The sequence below is a fragment of the Streptomyces sp. NPDC102402 genome, from assembly GCF_044765765.1.
Classification (GTDB): Bacteria; Actinomycetota; Actinomycetes; order Streptomycetales; family Streptomycetaceae; genus Streptomyces.
This window is the reverse complement of record NZ_JBIWKR010000003.1, coordinates 585,283-604,150: the sequence shown is the minus strand read 5'-3', so window position 1 is coordinate 604,150 and position 18,868 is coordinate 585,283. Positions and strand designations below refer to the sequence as shown.

The following is an 18,868-nucleotide window of genomic DNA, read 5'->3' as shown; positions in this document are numbered from 1 at the left end:
GTGGAGAAGATTTTCCAGTGAGCCCGACCAATCGCACCGTGGTCGTCACCGGTATCGGCGCAACCACTCCGCTGGGTGGCGACTCCGCATCGACCTGGGAAGGTCTGATGGCCGGCCGTTCCGGCGTCAAGCCTCTCGAGGGCGAACGTTTCGCCGAACTGCCCGTCCGGATCGCCGCCCTCGCGGCCGTCGACCCGGGCGAGGTACTGCCCCGGCCGCTCGCCCGCAAGCTGGACCGCTCGGCGCAGTTCGCGCTGATCGCGGCCCGCGAGGCCTGGGCGGACGCCGGCTTCACCGGCAAGGCCGGTGAGGACGAGAAGATCCAGCCCGAGCGCCTGGGGTCCGTCATCGCCTCCGGCATCGGCGGCGTGATCACCCTGCTCGACCAGTACGACGTGCTGAAGGAGAAGGGCGTCCGCCGCGTCTCCCCGCACACCGTGCCCATGCTCATGCCCAACGGCCCGGCGGCCAACGTCGGTCTCGAGGTCAACGCACAGGCCGGTGTCCACACCCCGGTCTCCGCCTGCGCGTCGGGTGCCGAGGCAATCGGCTACGCCGTCGAGATGATCCGCACCGGCCGTGCCGACGTGGTCGTCGCCGGTGGCACCGAGGCGGCCATCCACCCGCTGCCGATCGCGGCCTTCGCCAACATGATGGCGATGTCCAAGAGCAACGACGAGCCCGAGAAGGCCTCGCGCCCCTACGACACGGGCCGTGACGGCTTCGTCCTCGGTGAGGGCGCGGGCGTCGTGATCCTGGAGTCGGCCGAGCACGCCGCCGCGCGCGGCGCCAAGGTCTACTGCGAGGTGCTGGGCCAGGGCCTGTCGGCCGACGCCCACCACATCGCGCAGCCCGAGCCCACCGGGCGCGGGATCGCCGCCGCGATGCAGAACCTGCTGGACTCCACCGACCTGAAGCCGTCGGAGGTCGTGCACCTGAACGCGCACGCCACGTCGACGCCGCAGGGCGACATCGCGGAGATCAAGGCGCTGCGTGCGGTGCTGGGAGACGACCTGGACCATGTCGCGATCTCCGCGACGAAGTCGATGACCGGCCACCTGCTGGGTGGTGCCGGGGGCATCGAGACCGTGGCGACCGTGCTGGCTCTGCACAACCGCATGGCTCCGCCGACCATCAACATCGACGACCTCGACGAGGCCGTCGAGGCCGACGTCGTGCGCGGTGAGCCGCGGGCGCTGCCCGAGGGACCGATCGCCGCGATCAACAACTCGTTCGGCTTCGGTGGCCACAACGTGGTCCTGGCGTTCCGTTCGGTCTGACCCGCCGGTTCCGCCGAGGCCCGCCTCCCACGACCTTCGTCGTCGGGAGGCGGGCCTTCCGCATGCGGCGCGCCGTCCCGCCGACCGTGCCCTCGCTCCCCGGACACCGCGGGCCCCCAGCCGCCCGCATCCATGACGGAACGTTTCAGCACAGCCAGGGAGCGGAGCGGTACGGGGCGGAGCCCCGGTCAGACCACCTGGTGCAGCCAGCGCACGGGGGCGCCTTCGCCGGCGTGGCGGAAGGACTCCAGCTCGTCGTCCCAGGGCTTGCCCAGGAGCTTGGCGACCTCGGCCTCCAGGTCGGTCTCGCCGCGCACGGACCGCGCCAGCGCCGCCCTCAGCCGGTCCTCCGGGACCAGGATGTCGCCGTGCATGCCGGTGACCGCGTGGAAGATGCCGAGACCCGGCGTGGAGCTGTAGCGCTCACCCTCCGCCGTGGGACAGGGCTCCGCGGTCACCTCGAAGCGCAGCAGGTCCCAGCCGCGGAGGGCCGAGGCCAGCTCCGACGCCGTACCCGCCCGGCCCTTCCAGGAGAATTCGGACCGCCAGGTGCCTGGAGCGGCCGGCTGTCTGATCCAGTCCAGCTGGACCCGCACACCGAGCACACCCGCCACCGCCCATTCGACATGCGGGCACAGCGCGCGCGGTGCGGAGTGAACGTACAGGACTCCACGTGTCGTCACCGGGACCTCCAGTGTGGGACGAGGTTCGCCTTCCCCAGCGGCCTCGCGCCCGTACCGCCTCTTCCCGGCCGGTTCCCGAGGTTGTCATCAGTAAACAGCATCGGGAGTGAATCTCCTGAAAAGGGACAGTATGTGACGTGAGATAACTTACCGGACCCGCTCATTCGTGCGCGGGCCGGTCGGCGCCACTGGTTCGACGGGGAAAAGCTACCGTGCGCCGGGGTCGGCTGTGTGACGTACCGTCGGTCCCGGGCCCGTGATTCGCTCAGCATTCACCCGCGAGGGCGCGAGGGCCCGCCACCTGGGGCTGTCCGGTTGTGCCAGGGGCACAATCACCCGTGTGACCGGAGGGGAAACAGCGATGCCTGAGCGTGCGTCACGCCGTCGTGCCCGGGGTGCGGGAGCCACTCTGACGGCGGTCGCGCTCGCCGGCGCCGCCGTGCTCACCGGGTGCGCCTCCGACGGTGGCCAGGCCGCGCGGAGCGCCTCGGGAGCCCCGAGCCCCTCCCCGCCGCCCACACCGTCGTGGGATGCGAGCCCCGGCTCGATCGCAGCCGTCGGGGACTCCATCACCCGGGGATTCGACGCCTGCTCGGTCCTGGCCGACTGCCCCGAGGTGTCCTGGGCGACGGGGAGTGACAGCGGGGTGCGGAGCCTGGCGGTGCGCCTGCTCGGAGTGTCGGGGGCGGCGTCGCGCAGCTGGAACCACGCCGTGTCGGGCGCCAGGATGGCGCAGCTCCCGGAACAGATGGCGCTCGCGGCGAAGGACCGGCCGGAGCTGGTCACGGTGATGATCGGCGCGAACGACGCCTGCCGCGACACGGTACGGCTGATGACCCCGGTGGCGGACTTCCGGACCTCCTTCGAGGCCTCGATGCGGCAGTTGCGCGCCGCGGCCCCGAAGTCGCAGGTGTACGTGTCGAGCGTGCCCGATCTCAAGCGGCTCTGGTCCACCGGACGGGAGAATCCGCTGGGCAAGCAGATCTGGAAGCTGGGGATCTGCCGGTCGATGCTGGGGGACGCGGACGACATGGGCCCGGCGGCCGTCGCGCGCCGCGACGCGGTGCTGGAGCGGGTCGTCGCGTACAACGAGGTGCTGCGGGAGGTGTGCGCGCGGGACGAGCGCTGCCGCTACGACGGCGGGGCGGTGTTCGACTACCGCTTCACCGGCGCGCAGCTCAGCGAGTGGGACTGGTTCCACCCGGGGCGGGACGGCCAGGCCAGACTGGCGGAGATCGCGTACCGCGAGGTCACGGCGGCCCGGCCCGCGGCGTAGAGTTCTTGATCATGACGACGGGTACGGCGGTACACAGCGAAGACTTCTCGACGTGCGCGGACGGCACGCAGGTCCGGCGCTGGACCCTGGAGCGCGAGGGCACCCGGGTGCGGGTGCTGACGTACGGCGCCGTGGTGCAGTCGGTGGAGATCCCCGGCAGGGAGGGCGCCCGCGCCGAGGTGGCCCTGGGGCTGCCGGACGTCAAGGGGTACGAGACGCACACCGGCCCCTACTTCGGTGCCGTGGTCGGCCGGTACGCGAACCGGATCGCCGGCGGGGCCTTCGTCCTCGACGGGCGGACGCACCGGGTGACGCGGAACGAGGGCCCCAACACCCTGCACGGCGGCGAGCGCGGCTTCGACAAGCGCGTGTGGGACGCCGAGGAGGTCACCGGCGGTGTACGGCTCTCCCTCGTCTCCGAGGACGGCGAGGAGGGCTTCCCTGGGCGGCTGGCGGTCTCGGTGACGTACACCCTGGACGAGGACGGCGCGCTGCGGATCGCCTACCGTGCGACGACGGACGCGCCCACCGTGGTGAACCTGACGAACCACACGTACTGGAACCTCGCCGGGGCGGACAGCGGGAGCGCGCTCGGGCACGAACTCCGGCTCGCGGCGGGGTGGATCACTCCGGGGGACGGGGAGTCGATCCCCACGGGCGAGATCCTGCCGGTGGACGGCACCCGGTTCGACTTCCGGGAGGCGAAGCCGGTGGGTCCGGGCTACGACACCAACTACGTGCTGGAGGAGACCGGCGGCGAGCCGGCCGCCGAGCTGTACGACCCGTCGTCCGGACGCCTGCTGACGGTGCGTACGACGGAGCCGGGACTCCAGCTCTACACCGCCGACCACCTCGACGGGGATCCCTTCGTGCCCTGCGCCGGGATCGCGCTGGAGACGCAGCACTTCCCCGACGCGCCGAACCGCCCGGAGTTCCCGGGTACGGTGCTGCGGCCGGGCGAGGAGTTCACCTCGACGACGGTGTACGGGTTCTCCGTGCGCTGAGGCCCAACTCGCCCTGTTCCGGGCTGTGTCAACACCGGTCGACCAAGATCACCACCGGGTGAATCAGGGCGGTGGGTGCGCGTCCACGACGGTCCCCGCCCCTCCCGCACAGCAGGGTGATCAACATGACTTCACCTGTTGACGAATCGTCACCCGCTCTGCCCTCCCGCCGGTCCCTGATCGCGGGCGCCACCGCCGGAGCCGCGGCCCTCGCCGTGACCGCCGCCGCCCCGTCGGCAGGAGCCACGACACCCCGGGCCGCTGCCGCCGCGCCGGGAGCGGCGCCCGGCTCCGACCGGGACGCCGCTCTCACCGTCGCCCGGGCCATCCTCGTCCGCGACGAGAACGACAAGGACCTGATCCCCCGTTACCGCGAGGTCCTGCTGGGCAAGGGCCTGCCCCGCACCCGTGCGGCGCGCAAGAAGGTGCTGGTCGTCGGTGCGGGGCCGGCCGGGCTCACCGCGGCGCGGCTTCTCCACGAGGCCGGGCACACCGTCACCGTGATCGAGGCCAACGGCAACCGTGTCGGCGGCCGGATCAAGACCTTCCGGGCCGGCGGCCACGAGCAGTCCGACGCGCCCTTCGCCGATCCGAAGCAGTACGCCGAGGCCGGCGCGATGCGCATCCCGGACAGCCACCCGCTGGTCACCGGGCTGATGGCCGATCTCGGGCTGAAGACCCGCCGCTTCCACCTGGTCGACGTGGACGGCGAAGGACGCCCCGCCAACCGCACCTGGATCCACGTGAACGGCGTCCGGGTCCGCCGCGCCGACTACGCCGCGAAGCCGCAGGCGGTCAACCGCTCCTTCGGTGTACCCGCCGCCTACGAGAACACGCCTGCCTCGCAGATCGTGCGGGACGCGTTCGCCCCCGTGCGCAAGGAGATCGAGGGCAAGGAGGGGACGGCCCTGGTCGAGGGCTGGGCGACGGTGCTCCAGCGGTACGGGCACTTCTCGATGTTCCGGTACATGACCGAGGTGGCCAAGCTCGACGAGCGCACCGTCGACCTCATCGGCACCGTCGAGAACATGACCTCGCGTCTCCATCTCGCCTTCCTGCACAGCTTCATCGGGGCTTCGCTGATCAGCCCGGCGACCTCCTTCTTCGAGCTGCCCGACGGCACCGCGACCCTGGTCGACGCCATGTACGCGCAGGTGAAGGAGCTGGTGCACCTGGACCGCCGGGCCACCCGGATCAGCCACACGAAGGACGGGGTGAGCGTCGAGACGGTCTCCGAGGGCCGGGGCGGTCCCGTCGTCCGGGAGACCTTCACCGGTGACCGGGCGATCGTCACCGTGCCCTTCTCCGGGATGCGGCACCTCCCGGTGACGCCCGCGCTCTCGTACGGCAAGCGCCGGGCGATCACCGAGGTCCACTACGACGCCGCGACCAAGGTGCTGCTCGAATTCAGCCGCCGCTGGTGGGAGTTCGACGAGGCGGACTGGAAGCGTGAGCTGGGGGCGGTACGGCCGGGGCTGTACGAGGAGTACCGGACGGGCAAGGCCCCGGCCGACGGTTCGCTGCTGGGCGCGCACCCGTCCGTCCCTCGCGGCCACATCCCGCCCAACCAGCGGGTGCACTACGCGGCCTTCCGCTCCACCGCCCGTGACCAGCCCGAGGCGGCCCACGTCATCGGCGGCGGCTCGGTGACCGACAACGCCAACCGTTTCATCTACCAGCCCTCACATCCGGTCGAGGGCAGCCGGGGCGGGGTCCTGCTCGCCTCCTACAGCTGGGCCGACGACGCCCTGAAGTGGGACTCGCTGGACGACGACGAGCGCTACCCGCACACCCTGGGCGGCGTCCAGGACGTGTACGGGCAGCGCATCGAGGTGTTCTACACGGGCGTCGGCCGCACCCAGTCCTGGATGCGTGACCCGTACGCGTACGGCGAGGCGTCCGTGCTCCTGCCCGGCCAGCACACCGAGCTGTTCCCGGACGTGCGGACGCCGGAGGGCCCGCTGCACTTCGCCGGCTGCCACACGTCCATCAAGCCCGCCTGGATCGAGGGCGCCCTGGAGTCCGCGGTCCGGACGGCGCTGGAGGTCCACGGCGCCTGACGGGGGCGGACCGCTCAGCGGGCCAGACCGAGGGTGACGCCGAGACCGACGAGGACGGAGCCGATCCCCCGGTTCAGCGCCTTCTGCCTGCGGAGCAGCGCGGTGCGCAGCCGCGCGTGGGAGAAGAACAGCGCCACGAGCCCGAACCAGCCGAAGTGGGCGAGGGACATGAACAGCCCGTAGCCCGCCTGCTGCCAGAGGGCCGTGTCCGGCCCGACGACCTGGGTGAACGTGGACACCACGAACAGGGTGGTCTTGGGGTTCAGCACATTGGTGAGGAAGCCGGTGCGCAGGGCCCCGGGACCGCTCAGGCCGCTCTTCCCGCTCAGATCGACGGTGAGCTCGCCGCGGTCGAGGAAGGTGCGGACGCCGATGTACACGAGGTAGGCGGCGCCCACCAGCTTGATCGCGGTGAACAGGGCCGTGGACGAGGCGATCAGCAGGCCGACGCCGAGCATGGTGTAGGTGACGTGGACCAGGACACCCGCGGCGACCCCCGCGGCCCCCAGGAGGCCGGTCCTGCGCCCGTACAGGCAGCTGTTGCGGACGACCATCGCGAAGTCGGCGCCCGGGCTGATCACGGCGAGCACGGTGATCAGGGCGACGGCGAGTATCTCGGTCACGCTCTTCCCTCCCGGTCGGCCGCGGTCCGGGTGAACGGCCGCGGGCGCCTCCGGCTCAGTCCTTGTGCAGGGTGTACGGCGACGCGGGGGCCGGCGCCGGCTCGGCCTCGGGCGGACCGGCGAGGTCGCGGGCCAGCAGGGTGGCCCCGGCGACGGCGCCCGGCATCAGGAGCACGGCGACGAAGGGGACGACGAAGGCGAGTGCGAGCGGGACGCCGAAGCCCAGGACCATCATGCGGCGGCCGCGCAGGAGCGTGAGCCGGTCCTTCAGGACCATGCCCCGGCGCTGGAGGGCGACGGCGGTGAGCTCCTCGGAGAGGAAGTAGCCGGAGACGCAGAAGCCGAGGGCGGGGACCACGGTCTGGCCGACGACGGGGATGAAACCGAGGGCGAAGAGCAGGACGCCGTACACCGCGACGCGCAGCAGGATGCGGACGGAGTCGCGGGCGGAGATCCACAGTTCGCGCCAGAGCGGCAGGCCCGACTCGTGGACCTCGCCGCCCTCGCTGCGCTCGACCGCCTCGGAGAGCGATTCGTAGAACGGCTGGCCGACCAGCAGGGTGACCGCGGTGAAGGTGATGACCGCGAGGAATATCCCGAAGACGAAGACCAGGACGACCAGGGTGTTGCGCAGGAGCCCGAGCCAGGGCGAGGACCAGTCGTCGGCGAACGGGGTGGACCACGCGACGAAGTCGTCCGCGCCGTAGCCCAGGCCGACGAGGGCGCCCGCGTAGACGACGAGGGTGATCAGCGCGGGGATCAGGCCGAACCCGAGCCACCTGCCGTGCCCGAAGGCCCAGCGCTGGCCCTTGACCAAGTAACCGAAACCCGCCCCGAGATCACTCATGACCTCAGCGTACTTGCGCGAACCATTGACACGTCCCCGGGCCCGAATTACCGTCACGCCAGCATTTCGAACGAGTGACGAAATACCGAACACCGAGGAGAGGCAACACCCGTGCGCATCACCGGAATCAGCACGCACGTCGTCGGCACGCCGTGGCGCAACCTCACCTACGTCCAGGTGCACACCGACGAGGGTCTCACCGGAGTCGGAGAGACCCGGATGCTGGGCCGCACGGACGCGCTGCTCGGCTATCTGCGGGAAGCGTCGGCCAACCACATCACCGGCTCCGACCCGTTCGCGATCGAGGACCTCGTCAAGCGGATGAAGTACGGCGACTACGGCCGCGCCGGGGAGATCGTGATGTCCGGCATCGCGGTCATCGAGATGGCCTGCTGGGACATCAAGGGCAAGGCGCTGGGCGTCCCCGTCTGGCAGCTGCTCGGCGGGAAGGTCACCGACCGGGTCAAGGCCTACGCCAACGGCTGGTACACCACCGAGCGCACCCCGGAGGCGTACCACAAGGCGGCGCAGGGCGTCGTCGAGCGCGGCTACCGGGCGCTGAAGATCGACCCCTTCGGCACGGGCCACTTCGAGCTGGGCCAGGAGGAGACCCGCTACGCCGTCTCCCTCATCGAGGCCGTACGGGACGCCATCGGCCCCGACACCGAACTGATGCTGGAGATGCACGGACGGTTCAGCCCGTCGACGGCGGTGCGGATCGCCCGCGAGATGGCACCGTTCAGGCCGGCCTGGCTGGAGGAGCCGGTGCCGCCGGAGAACCTCAAGGCGCTGAGCAAGGTGGCGGAGAAGGTCGACCTGCCGATCGCGACGGGTGAACGCATCCACGACCGGATCGAGTTCCGCGAGCTCTTCGAGTCGCAGGCCGCGGACATCATCCAGCCGGACGTCGGCCACATCGGCGGCATCCTGGAGACCCGCAAGCTCGCGGCGACCGCCGAGACCCACTACACGCTGATCGCCCCGCACAACGTGGGCGGCTCGGTGCTGACCGCGGCCAGCCTCCAGGTCGCCGGCTGCACCCCCAACTTCAAGATCCTCGAACACTTCAACGACTTCGCGGACGCGGACATCAAGAAGGTCGTCAAGGGCGCCCCGGCCGTCGACCCCGCCACCGGCTGCTTCGAGCTCTCCGACGCTCCCGGGCTCGGCGTGGAGCTGGACGTGGACGCGGCGGCGGAGTTCCCGCAGCAGCAGGCGCGGTTCGACCTGTGGGCGGACGGCTGGGAGAAGAGGCAGCCCAAGTGACCCGCCTCTCGCGCTCGTTGACCGTCGACCGGCCCGGCAGCCACCGGCTGACCGAGGGGCCGGTCCCGGAGCCGGGCCCCGGCGAGGTCAGGGTGCGGGTCGCCGCGGCCGGGATCTGCATGAGCGACCGCGAGGTGTACGACGGCCACCGCGACTCCGCCTACGTGCGCTACCCCGTGGTGCCGGGCCACGAGTGGTCGGGGACCGTCGACGCGGTGGGCGAGGGCGTCGACCCCCGGCTGACCGGGCGCCGGACGGTCGCCGAGGGCTTCCGGGCGTGCGGGAGCTGCGAGCGGTGCAGGTACGGGGACACCTCGCTGTGCACGGCGGGCTACGACGAGACGGGGTTCACCCGGCCCGGGGCGTTCGCGGACCACCTGGTGGTCCCGGCGCGGCTGCTGCATCCGCTGGCCGACGACGCCGACCTGCGGGCCGCCGCCCTGCTGGAGCCGGCCGCGGTGATCGCGGCGGCGGTACGGGCGGGGGCCCCCGAGGCAGGTGAGCGGATCGCCGTGGTGGGGGCGGGCACGCTCGGCCTGCTCGCGGTGCAGCTGCTGGCGGCGGTGTCGCCGGCGGAGCTCACCGTGATCGACCCGAGGCAGGAACGCGCCTCTCTGGCACTGGACTTCGGGGCGGGCGAGGCCCGGGTCCCCGAGGAGGCCGAGGAGGTGCGCGGCCGCTACGACCTGGTCGTGGAGACGGCCGGAGCGCCGTCCACCGCGGCGGACGCGTGCCTGCTGGCGCGGCGCGGCGGACGGGTGGTGCTGACCGGGATGTTCACCCCTGGCGCCGTGGGCATCGACCCGGTGCACCTGTCGCTGAGTCAGCTCACCGTGCGCAGCGTCTTCGGCGCGTCCTCCGCGGCCTGGTCCCACGCCGTCCGGGCGTTCACGGCCGGACTGCTCGATCCGGCGCCGCTGATCACCCACGAGTTCCCGCTGGAGCGGTTCGCCGACGCCGTGGCGCTGGTGGGATCCGGGGATCCGGAGACCGGGAAGGTGCTGCTGCGGCCGTGACGGGCCCGCCCTGAGCCGTGCACCGGTACGGCGGCGTCCTGACCGCCTCCGTACCGGTGCACGCCCAATGATCCGAATGTCGTCCGAAATACCGAACATGAAGGACCAGCCGTGAACGACGCCCCTGCCTCTTCCCCCGGTGCCACCGGCGCCCGCCGTCCCGGTGACGCCGCGCTCACCGCGCTCGGTCTCGGCGCCGCACCCCTGTCCCCGGCCGACGCCTCCCCGCACTCCTTCCCGGACGGCGGGAGCTGGCGCACCGAGGTGCCGTCCGTGGAGGGTCCGGAGGCCCTCGGCGTCGTGCTCAAGGAGTCCGCGAGTCTCGACGTCCCCGTCCACCGCATCAGCCAGGGCAGCGGCATCTGGATGCTGACCGACGCGGAGATCACCGAGATGGTGGAGGGCTGCGCCGAACGGGACATCGAGCTCTGCCTGTTCACGGGGCCGCGTGGCACCTGGGACACCGGCGCCTCGGTCCGCACCGACTCCGGCGGGGCCGGGCTGCGCGCCCGGGGCCACGACGCCGTGGCCGGCTGCGTCGAGGACGCCCTGCGCGCCACCGGGCTGGGCGTGAAGTGCCTGCTCGTGGCCGACGAGGGCGTGCTGTGGACCCTGCACCGGCTGCGCGAGCAGGGCGTCCTGCCCGCGGACACCACCTTCAAGGTGTCCGCGCTGATCGGCCCGGTCAACCCGGCCTCGTACGCCGTGTTCGAGCAGCTCGGCGGCGACTCGGTCAACATTCCCTCCGACCTGACGCTCGCCCAGCTCACCGAGATCCGCAGGGTCTCCCGGGCGCCGATGGACCTCTACATCGAGGCCCCCGACGACCTGGGCGGTTATGTGCGGATGTACGAGGTCGCCGAGCTGATCCGGCGCGGCGCTCCGCTGTACCTGAAGTTCGGCCTCTCCAAGTCGCCCGGGATCTACCCGTACGGCCGGCACCTGCGGGAGCTGGCGCTGGCCACCGCCAAGGAGCGCGTCCGGCGCGGCCGGCTCGCGCTGGACCTGCTCGCACGGCACGGAGCGGACGGTGGCATGGCGGCCCTCGGGAGCCGACTGCCGGGCCCGCTCAACCGGTTCGGAACTTCGTCATAACGTTCCGGAAACAGTCTCCCCAAAAAGAGACACAGCCGCGCACAATCCCACACACCTGTTCTCGGTCGAGCCGCCCTCAGTCTTCCGGCACCACCGGACCGAGCCGTGACCCACATCAAGGATGATGACCATGCGCAACCGCCGAGCCGCACTCGCCGCCGTAGCCTCCGCCGCCTCCCTCGCCCTCGCCCTGACCGCCTGCGGCCAGAACAGCGAGGGCGGCAGCGAGGAGGAAAAGGGCGGCTCCGAAGGCGCCACCATCGGCATCGCGATGCCGACCAAGTCCTCCGAGCGCTGGATCTCCGACGGCGCCAACGTCGTCAAGGAGCTGAAGGGCAAGGGCTACAAGACCAAGCTCGCCTACGGCGAGGACGACCCGGACCAGCAGGTCTCGCAGATCGAGAACATGATCACGCAGGGTGTGGACGCCCTGATCGTCGCCGCGATCGACAACAAGTCGCTCGACAACGTGCTCCAGCAGGCCAAGGACGCCGACATCCCGGTGATCTCCTACGACCGGCTGATCCTCGGCTCCGAGAACGTCGACTACTACGCCTCGTTCGACAACGAGAAGGTCGGCGAGCTCCAGGGCTCGTACATCGTGGACAAGCTCGGCCTGGAGGACGGCAAGAAGGGCCCGTTCAGCATCGAGCTGTTCGCCGGTTCCAACGACGACAACAACACCAAGTACTTCTTCCAGGGCGCCATGAACGTCCTCAAGCCGTACGTGGAGAAGGGCGACCTGGTCGTCCGGTCCAAGCAGACCGCCCTCAACCAGGTCACCACCCTGCGCTGGGACGGCGGCACCGCGCAGAAGCGCATGGACGACCTGCTGACCTCCAGCTACCGCAGCGACCGGGTCGACGCCGTGCTCTCGCCGTACGACGGCATCTCCATCGGCATCCTCTCCGCCCTGAAGTCGGACGGCTACGGCACCAAGGCCAAGCCGATGCCGGTCGTCACGGGCCAGGACGCCGAGGTCGCCTCGGTGAAGTCGATCATCACGGGTGAGCAGACGCAGACCGTCTACAAGGACCTGCGCGAGCTCGCCAAGGTCGCCTCGAACATGGTCGACGCGGTCCTGAACGACAAGAAGCCCGAGGTCAACGACACCGAGTCGTACGACAACGGCGCCAAGGTCGTCCCCGCCTTCCTGCTGCAGCCGGTCAGCGTCGACAAGGCCAACTACGAGAAGGTCCTCGTCGACGGCGGCTACTACACCGAGAACGACCTCAAGTAACCGGGCCCCCTCAAGGATTGGAAGGCAAGACCATGGCGGGACCCGTCCTGGAAATGCGCTCGATCGTCAAGACCTTTCCCGGTGTGAAGGCGCTGTCGGACGTCACTCTGACCGTCCGTCAGGGCGAGGTCCACGCCATCTGCGGAGAGAACGGCGCCGGCAAGTCGACCCTGATGAAGGTGGTCTCCGGCGTCCATCCGCACGGAAGCTACGAAGGGGACGTCCTCTTCGAGAACGAGACCTGCCGGTTCAAGGACATCCGGGCGAGCGAACAGCAAGGCATCGTGATCATCCACCAGGAGCTGGCGCTGGTGCCGTACCTCTCCATCGCGGAGAACATCTTCCTCGGCAACGAGCACGCCAAGCGCGGGCTGATCAACTGGCACGACACCCTCAGGCACGCCGGTGAACTGCTGCGCCGGGTCGGACTCGACGAGCACCCGGAGACCCGCGTCGCCGACATCGGCGTGGGCAAGCAGCAGCTGGTGGAGATAGCCAAGGCGCTGTCGAAGAAGGTGAAGCTGCTCATCCTCGACGAGCCGACGGCCGCGCTCAACGACGAGGACAGCGGCAAGCTCCTCGGCCTGATCCTTCAGCTGAAGGAGCAGGGCATGACCTCGATCATCATCTCGCACAAGCTGAACGAGATCCGCCGGGTCGCCGACTCGGTCACGATCATCCGCGACGGGCGCTCCATCGAGACGCTCGACGTGAAGGCCGCGGAGACGACCGAGGACCGGATCATCAGCGGGATGGTCGGCCGCGACCTGGAGAACCGCTTCCCGGAGCGGACCCCGCATCACCCGGAGGAGGGGTCCGCTCCCGCCCTGGAGATCCGCAACTGGACCGTGCACCACCCGATCGACCAGCAGCGCAAGGTCGTCGACGACGTCTCGATCGAGGTGCGTCGCGGCGAGATCGTCGGGATCGCCGGGCTCATGGGCGCCGGCCGCACCGAGCTGGCGATGAGCGTCTTCGGCCGCTCCTACGGCCGGTACGCGGGCGGTACCGTCCTCAGGGACGGCACCGAGATCCGCACGAAGACCGTCCCCGAGGCGGTCAAGCACGGCATCGCGTACGCCACCGAGGACCGCAAGCACTACGGCCTCAACCTCATCGACACCATCAACCGGAACATCTCGCTGACCGCCCTGGGCAAGGTCGCCAAGCGGGGCGTGGTCGACGAGCACGGCGAGCGGCAGGTCGCCGAGGGCTACCGCAAGTCCATGAACATCAAGGCGCCGACCGTCTTCGAGCCGGTGGGCAAGCTGTCCGGCGGCAACCAGCAGAAGGTCGTCCTCAGCAAGTGGATCTTCGCCGGCCCCGAGGTGCTGATCCTGGACGAGCCCACGCGCGGCATCGACGTCGGCGCCAAGTACGAGATCTACACGGTGATCGACCAACTGGCCGCCCAGGGCAAGGCGGTCGTCTTCATTTCCTCGGAACTGCCGGAACTGCTCGGCATGTGCGACCGCATCTACACGATGGCCGCCGGACGGCTGACGGGTGAGTTCTCCCGGGCCGAGGCCTCGCAGGAAGCGCTGATGCGTCAGATGACGAAGGACAAAGAGGTAAACCGATGAGCACGGACGTGACCGACAGGAACCCGGCCCCCGCGCCGCCCGGCAGGAGCGGGCCGGCCTCCGGCGAGGGCCTGCTGCAGCTGATGCTCGGCGGCATGCGCCGCAACATGCGCCAGTACGGCATGCTGATGGCCCTCGGCCTGATCGTGGTGCTGTTCGCGGTGTGGACGGACGGCGACCTGCTGCTGCCGCGCAACGTCTCCAACCTGGTGCTGCAGAACAGCTACATCCTGATCCTCGCGATCGGCATGATGCTCGTCATCATCGCGGGTCACATCGACCTCTCGGTCGGCTCGCTGACCGCGTTCATCGGCGCGATGGCCGCCGTGCTGATGGTCGAACACGACCTCTCCTGGCCGCTCGCCGTGGTGCTGTGCCTGGCCATCGGGGCCGTGGCGGGCTCGCTGCAGGGCTTCTTCATCGCCTATCTCGGCATACCGTCGTTCATCGTGACCCTCGCGGGCATGCTGCTCTTCCGCGGTCTGACGGAGATCGTCCTGAAGGGCCAGACCCTCGGCCCCTTCCCGAAGGACCTGCAGAAGATAGCCAACGGCTTCCTGCCCGAGGTCGGACCCACCACCAACTACCACAACCTCACCCTGCTCCTGGGCTTCGCCCTGATCGTCTTCGTGGTGCTCCAGGAGATGCGCGACCGCAAGCGGCAGCAGGAGTTCGCCCTCGACGTACTGCCGGCCAAGCTGTTCCTGCTGAAGCTGGTCGCCCTGGTCTCGGCCGTCCTCGTCGTCACGCTGCTGCTCGCCAGCTACAAGGGCGCCCCGGTCGTGCTGCTCATCCTCGGGGTGCTGGTCGTCGGATTCGGCTACGTGATGCGCAACGCGATCATCGGCCGCCACATCTACGCCATCGGCGGCAACCTGCCCGCGGCGAAGCTGTCGGGTGTGAAGGACAAGAAGGTCACCTTCCTGGTCTTCCTGAACATGGGCATGCTCGCGGCTCTGGCGGGCCTGGTCTTCGCCGCCCGCTTCAACGCGGCCTCGCCCAAGGCCGGCCTCAACTTCGAGCTGGAGGCCATCGCCGCCTCGTTCATCGGTGGCGCGTCGATGAGCGGCGGCGTGGGCACGGTCCTCGGCGCGATCATCGGCGGCCTGGTCCTGGGCGTGCTGAACAACGGTATGAACCTCGTCGGCATCGGCACCGACTGGCAGCAGGTCATCAAGGGTGCGGTGCTGCTGGCCGCCGTCGGCTTCGACGTCTGGAACAAGCGCAAGGTCGGCTCATAACACCCGTTTTCACGACAGGAGTTGTCTCATGACCTTCACCACCGGAACCAGCAGACGCACCGTCCTGGCGGCCACGGCCGCCGCCGGGCTGGCGGTGGCGGCGGGTGCCCCGTCCGCGCACGCCGCGGCATCCGGCCGCTCCCCGTCCAGGGAGCTCTTCGGCACCCTCGCCGACGGGACCGAGGTGCACCGCTGGACCCTCGCCAACGGCGGGACCCGGCTGAAGGTCCTCTCCTGGGGAGGTGTCGTCCAGTCCCTGGAGACCCCCGACCGCAGGGGCCGGACGAGGAACGTCTCGCTCGGCTTCGACAACCTGGCGGAGTACGTGGCGAAGTCCCCGTACTTCGGCGGGCTGATCGGCCGGTACGGCAACCGCATCGCCGAGGGGCGCTTCACCCTCGACGGTGTCACGCACCAGCTGCCCGTCAACGACGGCCCCAACAGCCTGCACGGCGGCGACCAGGGCTTCGACAAGCGGGTCTGGGACGTGGAGCCGTTCACCGGGCGCGGGGACGTCGGGCTGGTCCTGACCCGGACCAGCCCGGACGGCGAGGCCGGCTATCCGGGCGCGCTCGCCGTCCGGGTCGTCTACACCCTCACCTCCCGGGGTGAGTGGCGCATCGACTACTCGGCGACCACGGACCGGGCCACCGTCCTCAACCTCACCAGCCACACCTACTTCAACCTGGCGGGCGAGGGCAGCGGCAGCGTCGACGCGCACCTCCTGGAGCTGGCGGCGGCGCGTTACACCCCGGTCGGCGCCACGCTCATCCCGACGGGCGAGCTGGCTCCCGTGGCGCGCACGCCGTTCGACTTCCGGCGGTCCCGGGCCATCGGGGAAGCCGTCCGCACCCCGCACGAGCAGGTCGGCTTCGGCCAGGGGATCGACCACAACTACGTGCTGGACAAGGGGATCACGGCCCGCCCCGAGTACGCCCTGACCGTGACGGACCCCGGCTCGGGCCGGGTGATGAAGATGTACACGACGGAACCCGGCATGCAGGTCTACACGGGCAACTTCCTCGACGGCACCCTCACCGGTACCTCGGGACGGGTCTACCGCCAGGGCGACGCGTTCTGCCTGGAGTCCCAGCACTTCCCCGACTCCCCCAACCAGCCGTCGTTCCCCTCGACGGTGCTGCGCCCGGGCGCGACCTACCGCTCGACGACGGTGCACGCCTTCTCGGCACGCTGAACCGTGAAACGGCGGAAGGCGCCCACCCCTGCGCGGGGTGGGCGCCTTCCGCCGTTTCACGGCGTCCGATCGGGGCGGGCCGATATCGCGCCCCCGTGCTCCCGCTGGGCGACGGGGCGGTCCCGGAATGGCGGGCTTCACCCGGCATCTCCGCCCCTGAGGAAGAACGCGTGCAGGGGCCGGGAGCCCGGCCCCTTCACGGGACGCCCGGAGCAGCCGTCCGTACGTCGGCCTACACCAGCCGGATCATGTTCCAGGACATGGGTGCCAGCACGGCCTTCAGCGTGCCGTCGGCGAGCGCGGTGCCCTCGGCGGCGTGCGGGAGCACCCGCTCGGGCTCGGCGAGGGTGTTGCGCGCCTCCGGGTCGGCGTCCGCGACGACCAGATGCTCGGCCACCCGCTCCAGGTCCAGCCCCGCCAGGGCGACTTCGAGCGGCAGCTCGGCGTCCTGGCCCCGGTTGACGGCGAAGACCGTGACGGCCCCGGTCTCCGGGTCGCGTACGGCGGTGGCGTGCAGCAGGTCCGTCTCGCCGTACTTCGCCGTCGCGTACGTGGGCGAGTCCACCCGTACGTCCAGGACCTGGCCCCGGCCGTACCGCGCGGCCTGCGCGAAGGGGAAGAAGGTGGTCTGCCGCCAGGCGGGCCCCCCTGGTTCGGTCATGATCGGCGCGATGACGTTGACCAGCTGGGCGAGGCAGGCGACGGTCACCCGGTCGGCGTGGCGCAGCAGGGCGATGAGCAGGCTGCCGAAGACGACGGCGTCGGTGACGGTGTAGTTGTCCTCCAGCAGCCGGGGTGCCTCGGGCCAGTCGAGCGGGTTCTCCTCCGTCTCCTGCTGGAAGCGCTTCTGGTACCAGACGTTCCACTCGTCGAAGGAGAGGTTGATCTTCTTCGTGGACTTGAGGCGCGCCCCCACGTGGTCGCAGGTCGCGACGACGCTCTCGATGAAGGACTCCATGTCGACGGCCGAGGCGAGGAAGGAGTCGCGGTCGCCGTCGGTCTCCTCGTAGTAGGCGTGCAGCGAGACGTAGTCGACGAGGTCGTAAGTCTCGGAGAGGACCGTCGCCTCCCAGGCCGCGAAGGTCGGCATGGCGCGGCTGGAGGACCCGCAGGCGACGAGCTGGACGGACGGGTCGATCTGGCGCATCGCCCGGGCCGTCTCGGCCGCGAGCCGGCCGTACTCCTCGGCGGTCTTGTGGCCCGTCTGCCAGGGGCCGTCCATCTCGTTGCCCAGGCACCACAGCCTGATCCCGAAGGGGTCCTTGTCGCCGTGGCCGGCGCGGAGGTCGGAGAGCGCGGTGCCGGACGGGTGGTTGGCGTACTCCTGGAGCTGGATGGCCTCCTGGACTCCGCGGGTGCCCAGGTTGACCGCGAGCATGGGTTCGGCCTGCGGACCGACCTTCCTGAGGAAGTCGATGTACTCGGAGAGGCCGAAGCGGTTCGTCTCGGTGGACCGCCAGGCGAGGTCGAGACGGCGGGGACGCTCGTCGGCCGGTCCGACGCTGTCCTCCCAGCGGTAGCCGGAGACGAAGTTGCCGCCGGGGTAGCGGATGGCGGTGACGCCGAGTTCGCGGACGAGATCCAGGACGTCGGTACGCAGGCCGGCCTCGTCGGCCGAGGGGTGGCCGGGCTCGAATATGCCGTCGTAGACACAGCGGCCGAGGTGCTCGACGAAGGAGCCGAAGAGCCGTGGGTCGACGTCTCCGACGGTGAAGGCCGGGTCGAGGGTGAAGCGCGCGGTGCGGGTCATGGCTTCCTTACTCGTTCGATATTTCGAATGCTGCTCGTAACCTCGAACGGGACCGTAGAGTTCAACCTCCGTGGCCGTCAATGCCCTGGCACGCGCTTTCACGGACGGGTGCGGACGCGCGACGACCGAGGGCCGCACCCCTGCGACGGGATGCGGCCCTCGGACGTACTGATCGGACTCGGGTCAGCCGACGGACAGCTCGACCTTGATGTTGCCCCGGGTGGCGTTCGAGTACGGGCACACCTGGTGCGCCTTCTCGATGAGCGCCTGGGCGGTGGCCGCGTCGACGTTCGGGATGGAGGCGCTGATCGCGACCTCCAGGCCGAAGCCGCCCGCCTCGGTCTTGCCGATGGAGACCGAGGCGGTCACCGTCGAACCGGAGATGTCGGCCTTCTCCTGGCGCGCGACCACACCGAGGGCGCCCTGGAAGCAGGCGCTGTAGCCCGCCGCGAAGAGCTGCTCGGGGTTGGTGCCCGCGCCGCTGCCGCCCATCGCCTTCGGCGGGTTGACGACGACGTCGAGGTTGCCGTCGTCGGAGGAGACGCGGCCGTCACGGCCGTTCTCGGCGGTGGCGACGGCGGTGTAGGCCACGTCGATGTTCTGGATGGTCATGCGGGTGACTCCTCCTGCTGATGCGCCGCGGCTCGCGCCCACGACCGCGACGGCCTGGGCCGAGCCTAGCGGGTGGCCCCGCGGGCACTCCGATCGC

At 70.5% G+C, this 18,868-nt stretch carries 16 protein-coding genes; 11 read left to right on the top strand and 5 right to left on the bottom strand.

Annotation, left to right across the window (positions count from 1 at the left end):
* The first annotated feature begins 17 nt into the window (after positions 1 to 17).
* Entirely contained in the window at positions 18 to 1,280 is a 1,263-nt protein-coding gene (fabF, locus tag ACIRJR_RS12195; protein WP_403777821.1) for a beta-ketoacyl-ACP synthase II, read from the top strand.
* A gap of 188 nt (positions 1,281 to 1,468) precedes the next feature.
* On the opposite strand, the gene ACIRJR_RS12190 is transcribed toward fabF, so the two are convergent.
* Positions 1,469 to 1,963, bottom strand: coding sequence for a DUF3145 domain-containing protein (locus ACIRJR_RS12190; RefSeq protein WP_403777818.1), 495 nt, complete (start codon positions 1,961 to 1,963; stop codon positions 1,469 to 1,471).
* 361 nt (positions 1,964 to 2,324) lie between these two features.
* Between ACIRJR_RS12190 and ACIRJR_RS12185 the strand changes: the two genes are divergently transcribed.
* The 3 genes from ACIRJR_RS12185 (at position 2,325) to ACIRJR_RS12175 (ending at position 6,303) form a co-directional block, all read left to right on the top strand.
* Positions 2,325 to 3,239, top strand: a complete 915-nt coding sequence (locus tag ACIRJR_RS12185) for an SGNH/GDSL hydrolase family protein (RefSeq protein WP_403777815.1) — start codon at positions 2,325 to 2,327, stop codon at positions 3,237 to 3,239.
* A gap of 11 nt (positions 3,240 to 3,250) precedes the next feature.
* A complete protein-coding gene (locus ACIRJR_RS12180) occupies positions 3,251 to 4,243 on the top strand; it encodes an aldose epimerase family protein (protein WP_403777812.1) in 993 nt (330 codons plus the stop codon).
* A gap of 125 nt (positions 4,244 to 4,368) precedes the next feature.
* On the top strand, positions 4,369 to 6,303 hold the full coding sequence (locus ACIRJR_RS12175) for a flavin monoamine oxidase family protein (RefSeq protein WP_403777809.1): 1,935 nt from the start codon (positions 4,369 to 4,371) through the stop codon (positions 6,301 to 6,303).
* Positions 6,304 to 6,317: 14 nt separating this feature from the next.
* On the opposite strand, the gene ACIRJR_RS12170 is transcribed toward ACIRJR_RS12175, so the two are convergent.
* Both ACIRJR_RS12170 and ACIRJR_RS12165 read right to left on the bottom strand, forming a co-directional pair.
* Complete coding sequence (locus tag ACIRJR_RS12170) at positions 6,318 to 6,926, bottom strand: LysE family translocator (protein WP_403777806.1); 609 nt, start codon at positions 6,924 to 6,926, stop codon at positions 6,318 to 6,320.
* Between the two features lie 55 nt (positions 6,927 to 6,981).
* Positions 6,982 to 7,773 (bottom strand): EI24 domain-containing protein, encoded by a 792-nt coding sequence (locus ACIRJR_RS12165; protein WP_403777803.1) that lies wholly within the window; start codon positions 7,771 to 7,773, stop codon positions 6,982 to 6,984.
* A gap of 111 nt (positions 7,774 to 7,884) precedes the next feature.
* On the opposite strand from ACIRJR_RS12165, the gene ACIRJR_RS12160 reads away from it, so the two are divergent.
* The 7 genes from ACIRJR_RS12160 (at position 7,885) to ACIRJR_RS12130 (ending at position 16,409) form a co-directional block, all read left to right on the top strand.
* The gene (locus tag ACIRJR_RS12160) at positions 7,885 to 9,039 is read left to right on the top strand and encodes a mandelate racemase/muconate lactonizing enzyme family protein (protein ID WP_403777800.1); all 1,155 of its coding nucleotides are present in this window, start codon (positions 7,885 to 7,887) and stop codon (positions 9,037 to 9,039) included.
* Positions 9,036 to 10,055 (top strand): zinc-binding dehydrogenase, encoded by a 1,020-nt coding sequence (locus ACIRJR_RS12155; protein ID WP_403777797.1) that lies wholly within the window; start codon positions 9,036 to 9,038, stop codon positions 10,053 to 10,055. The genes ACIRJR_RS12160 and ACIRJR_RS12155 overlap by 4 nt, the downstream gene beginning before the upstream one ends.
* A gap of 111 nt (positions 10,056 to 10,166) precedes the next feature.
* Positions 10,167 to 11,150, top strand: a complete 984-nt coding sequence (locus ACIRJR_RS12150) for a hypothetical protein (RefSeq protein ID WP_403777794.1) — start codon at positions 10,167 to 10,169, stop codon at positions 11,148 to 11,150.
* A 130-nt stretch (positions 11,151 to 11,280) separates the two neighbouring features.
* On the top strand, positions 11,281 to 12,390 hold the full coding sequence (gene chvE / locus ACIRJR_RS12145) for a multiple monosaccharide ABC transporter substrate-binding protein (protein WP_403777791.1): 1,110 nt from the start codon (positions 11,281 to 11,283) through the stop codon (positions 12,388 to 12,390).
* Between the two features lie 32 nt (positions 12,391 to 12,422).
* On the top strand, positions 12,423 to 13,973 hold the full coding sequence (gene mmsA, locus ACIRJR_RS12140) for a multiple monosaccharide ABC transporter ATP-binding protein (RefSeq protein WP_403777788.1): 1,551 nt from the start codon (positions 12,423 to 12,425) through the stop codon (positions 13,971 to 13,973).
* A complete protein-coding gene (gene mmsB, locus ACIRJR_RS12135; RefSeq protein ID WP_403777785.1) occupies positions 13,970 to 15,214 on the top strand; it encodes a multiple monosaccharide ABC transporter permease in 1,245 nt (414 codons plus the stop codon). The genes mmsA and mmsB overlap by 4 nt, the downstream gene beginning before the upstream one ends.
* 28 nt (positions 15,215 to 15,242) lie before the next feature.
* Positions 15,243 to 16,409, top strand: coding sequence for an aldose epimerase family protein (locus tag ACIRJR_RS12130; protein WP_403777782.1), 1,167 nt, complete (start codon positions 15,243 to 15,245; stop codon positions 16,407 to 16,409).
* A gap of 232 nt (positions 16,410 to 16,641) precedes the next feature.
* Here ACIRJR_RS12130 and ACIRJR_RS12125 read toward each other — a convergent pair whose 3' ends face one another.
* Positions 16,642 to 18,159, bottom strand: coding sequence for an alpha-N-arabinofuranosidase (locus ACIRJR_RS12125; protein WP_403777779.1), 1,518 nt, complete (start codon positions 18,157 to 18,159; stop codon positions 16,642 to 16,644).
* A gap of 183 nt (positions 18,160 to 18,342) precedes the next feature.
* Positions 18,343 to 18,771 carry an organic hydroperoxide resistance protein gene (locus tag ACIRJR_RS12120; protein WP_403777776.1) on the bottom strand — a complete coding sequence of 143 codons (429 nt, stop codon included), beginning with the start codon at positions 18,769 to 18,771 and terminating at the stop codon, positions 18,343 to 18,345.
* Positions 18,772 to 18,868: the final 97 nt, after the last annotated feature.

What these genes read in the sequence shown, in the direction of transcription:
- ACIRJR_RS12165 (WP_403777803.1), bottom strand. Translation starts at nt 7,773, where the DNA reads ATGAGTGATCTCGGGGCGGGTTTCGGTTACTTGGTCAAGGGCCAGCGC.
- ACIRJR_RS12175 (WP_403777809.1), top strand. Translation starts at nt 4,369, where the DNA reads ATGACTTCACCTGTTGACGAATCGTCACCCGCTCTGCCCTCCCGCCGG.
- ACIRJR_RS12120 (WP_403777776.1), bottom strand. Translation starts at nt 18,771, where the DNA reads ATGACCATCCAGAACATCGACGTGGCCTACACCGCCGTCGCCACCGCC.
- ACIRJR_RS12185 (WP_403777815.1), top strand. Translation starts at nt 2,325, where the DNA reads ATGCCTGAGCGTGCGTCACGCCGTCGTGCCCGGGGTGCGGGAGCCACT.
- ACIRJR_RS12125 (WP_403777779.1), bottom strand. Translation starts at nt 18,159, where the DNA reads ATGACCCGCACCGCGCGCTTCACCCTCGACCCGGCCTTCACCGTCGGA.
- ACIRJR_RS12130 (WP_403777782.1), top strand. Translation starts at nt 15,243, where the DNA reads ATGACCTTCACCACCGGAACCAGCAGACGCACCGTCCTGGCGGCCACG.
- chvE (WP_403777791.1), top strand. Translation starts at nt 11,281, where the DNA reads ATGCGCAACCGCCGAGCCGCACTCGCCGCCGTAGCCTCCGCCGCCTCC.
- ACIRJR_RS12180 (WP_403777812.1), top strand. Translation starts at nt 3,251, where the DNA reads ATGACGACGGGTACGGCGGTACACAGCGAAGACTTCTCGACGTGCGCG.
- mmsA (WP_403777788.1), top strand. Translation starts at nt 12,423, where the DNA reads ATGGCGGGACCCGTCCTGGAAATGCGCTCGATCGTCAAGACCTTTCCC.
- mmsB (WP_403777785.1), top strand. Translation starts at nt 13,970, where the DNA reads ATGAGCACGGACGTGACCGACAGGAACCCGGCCCCCGCGCCGCCCGGC.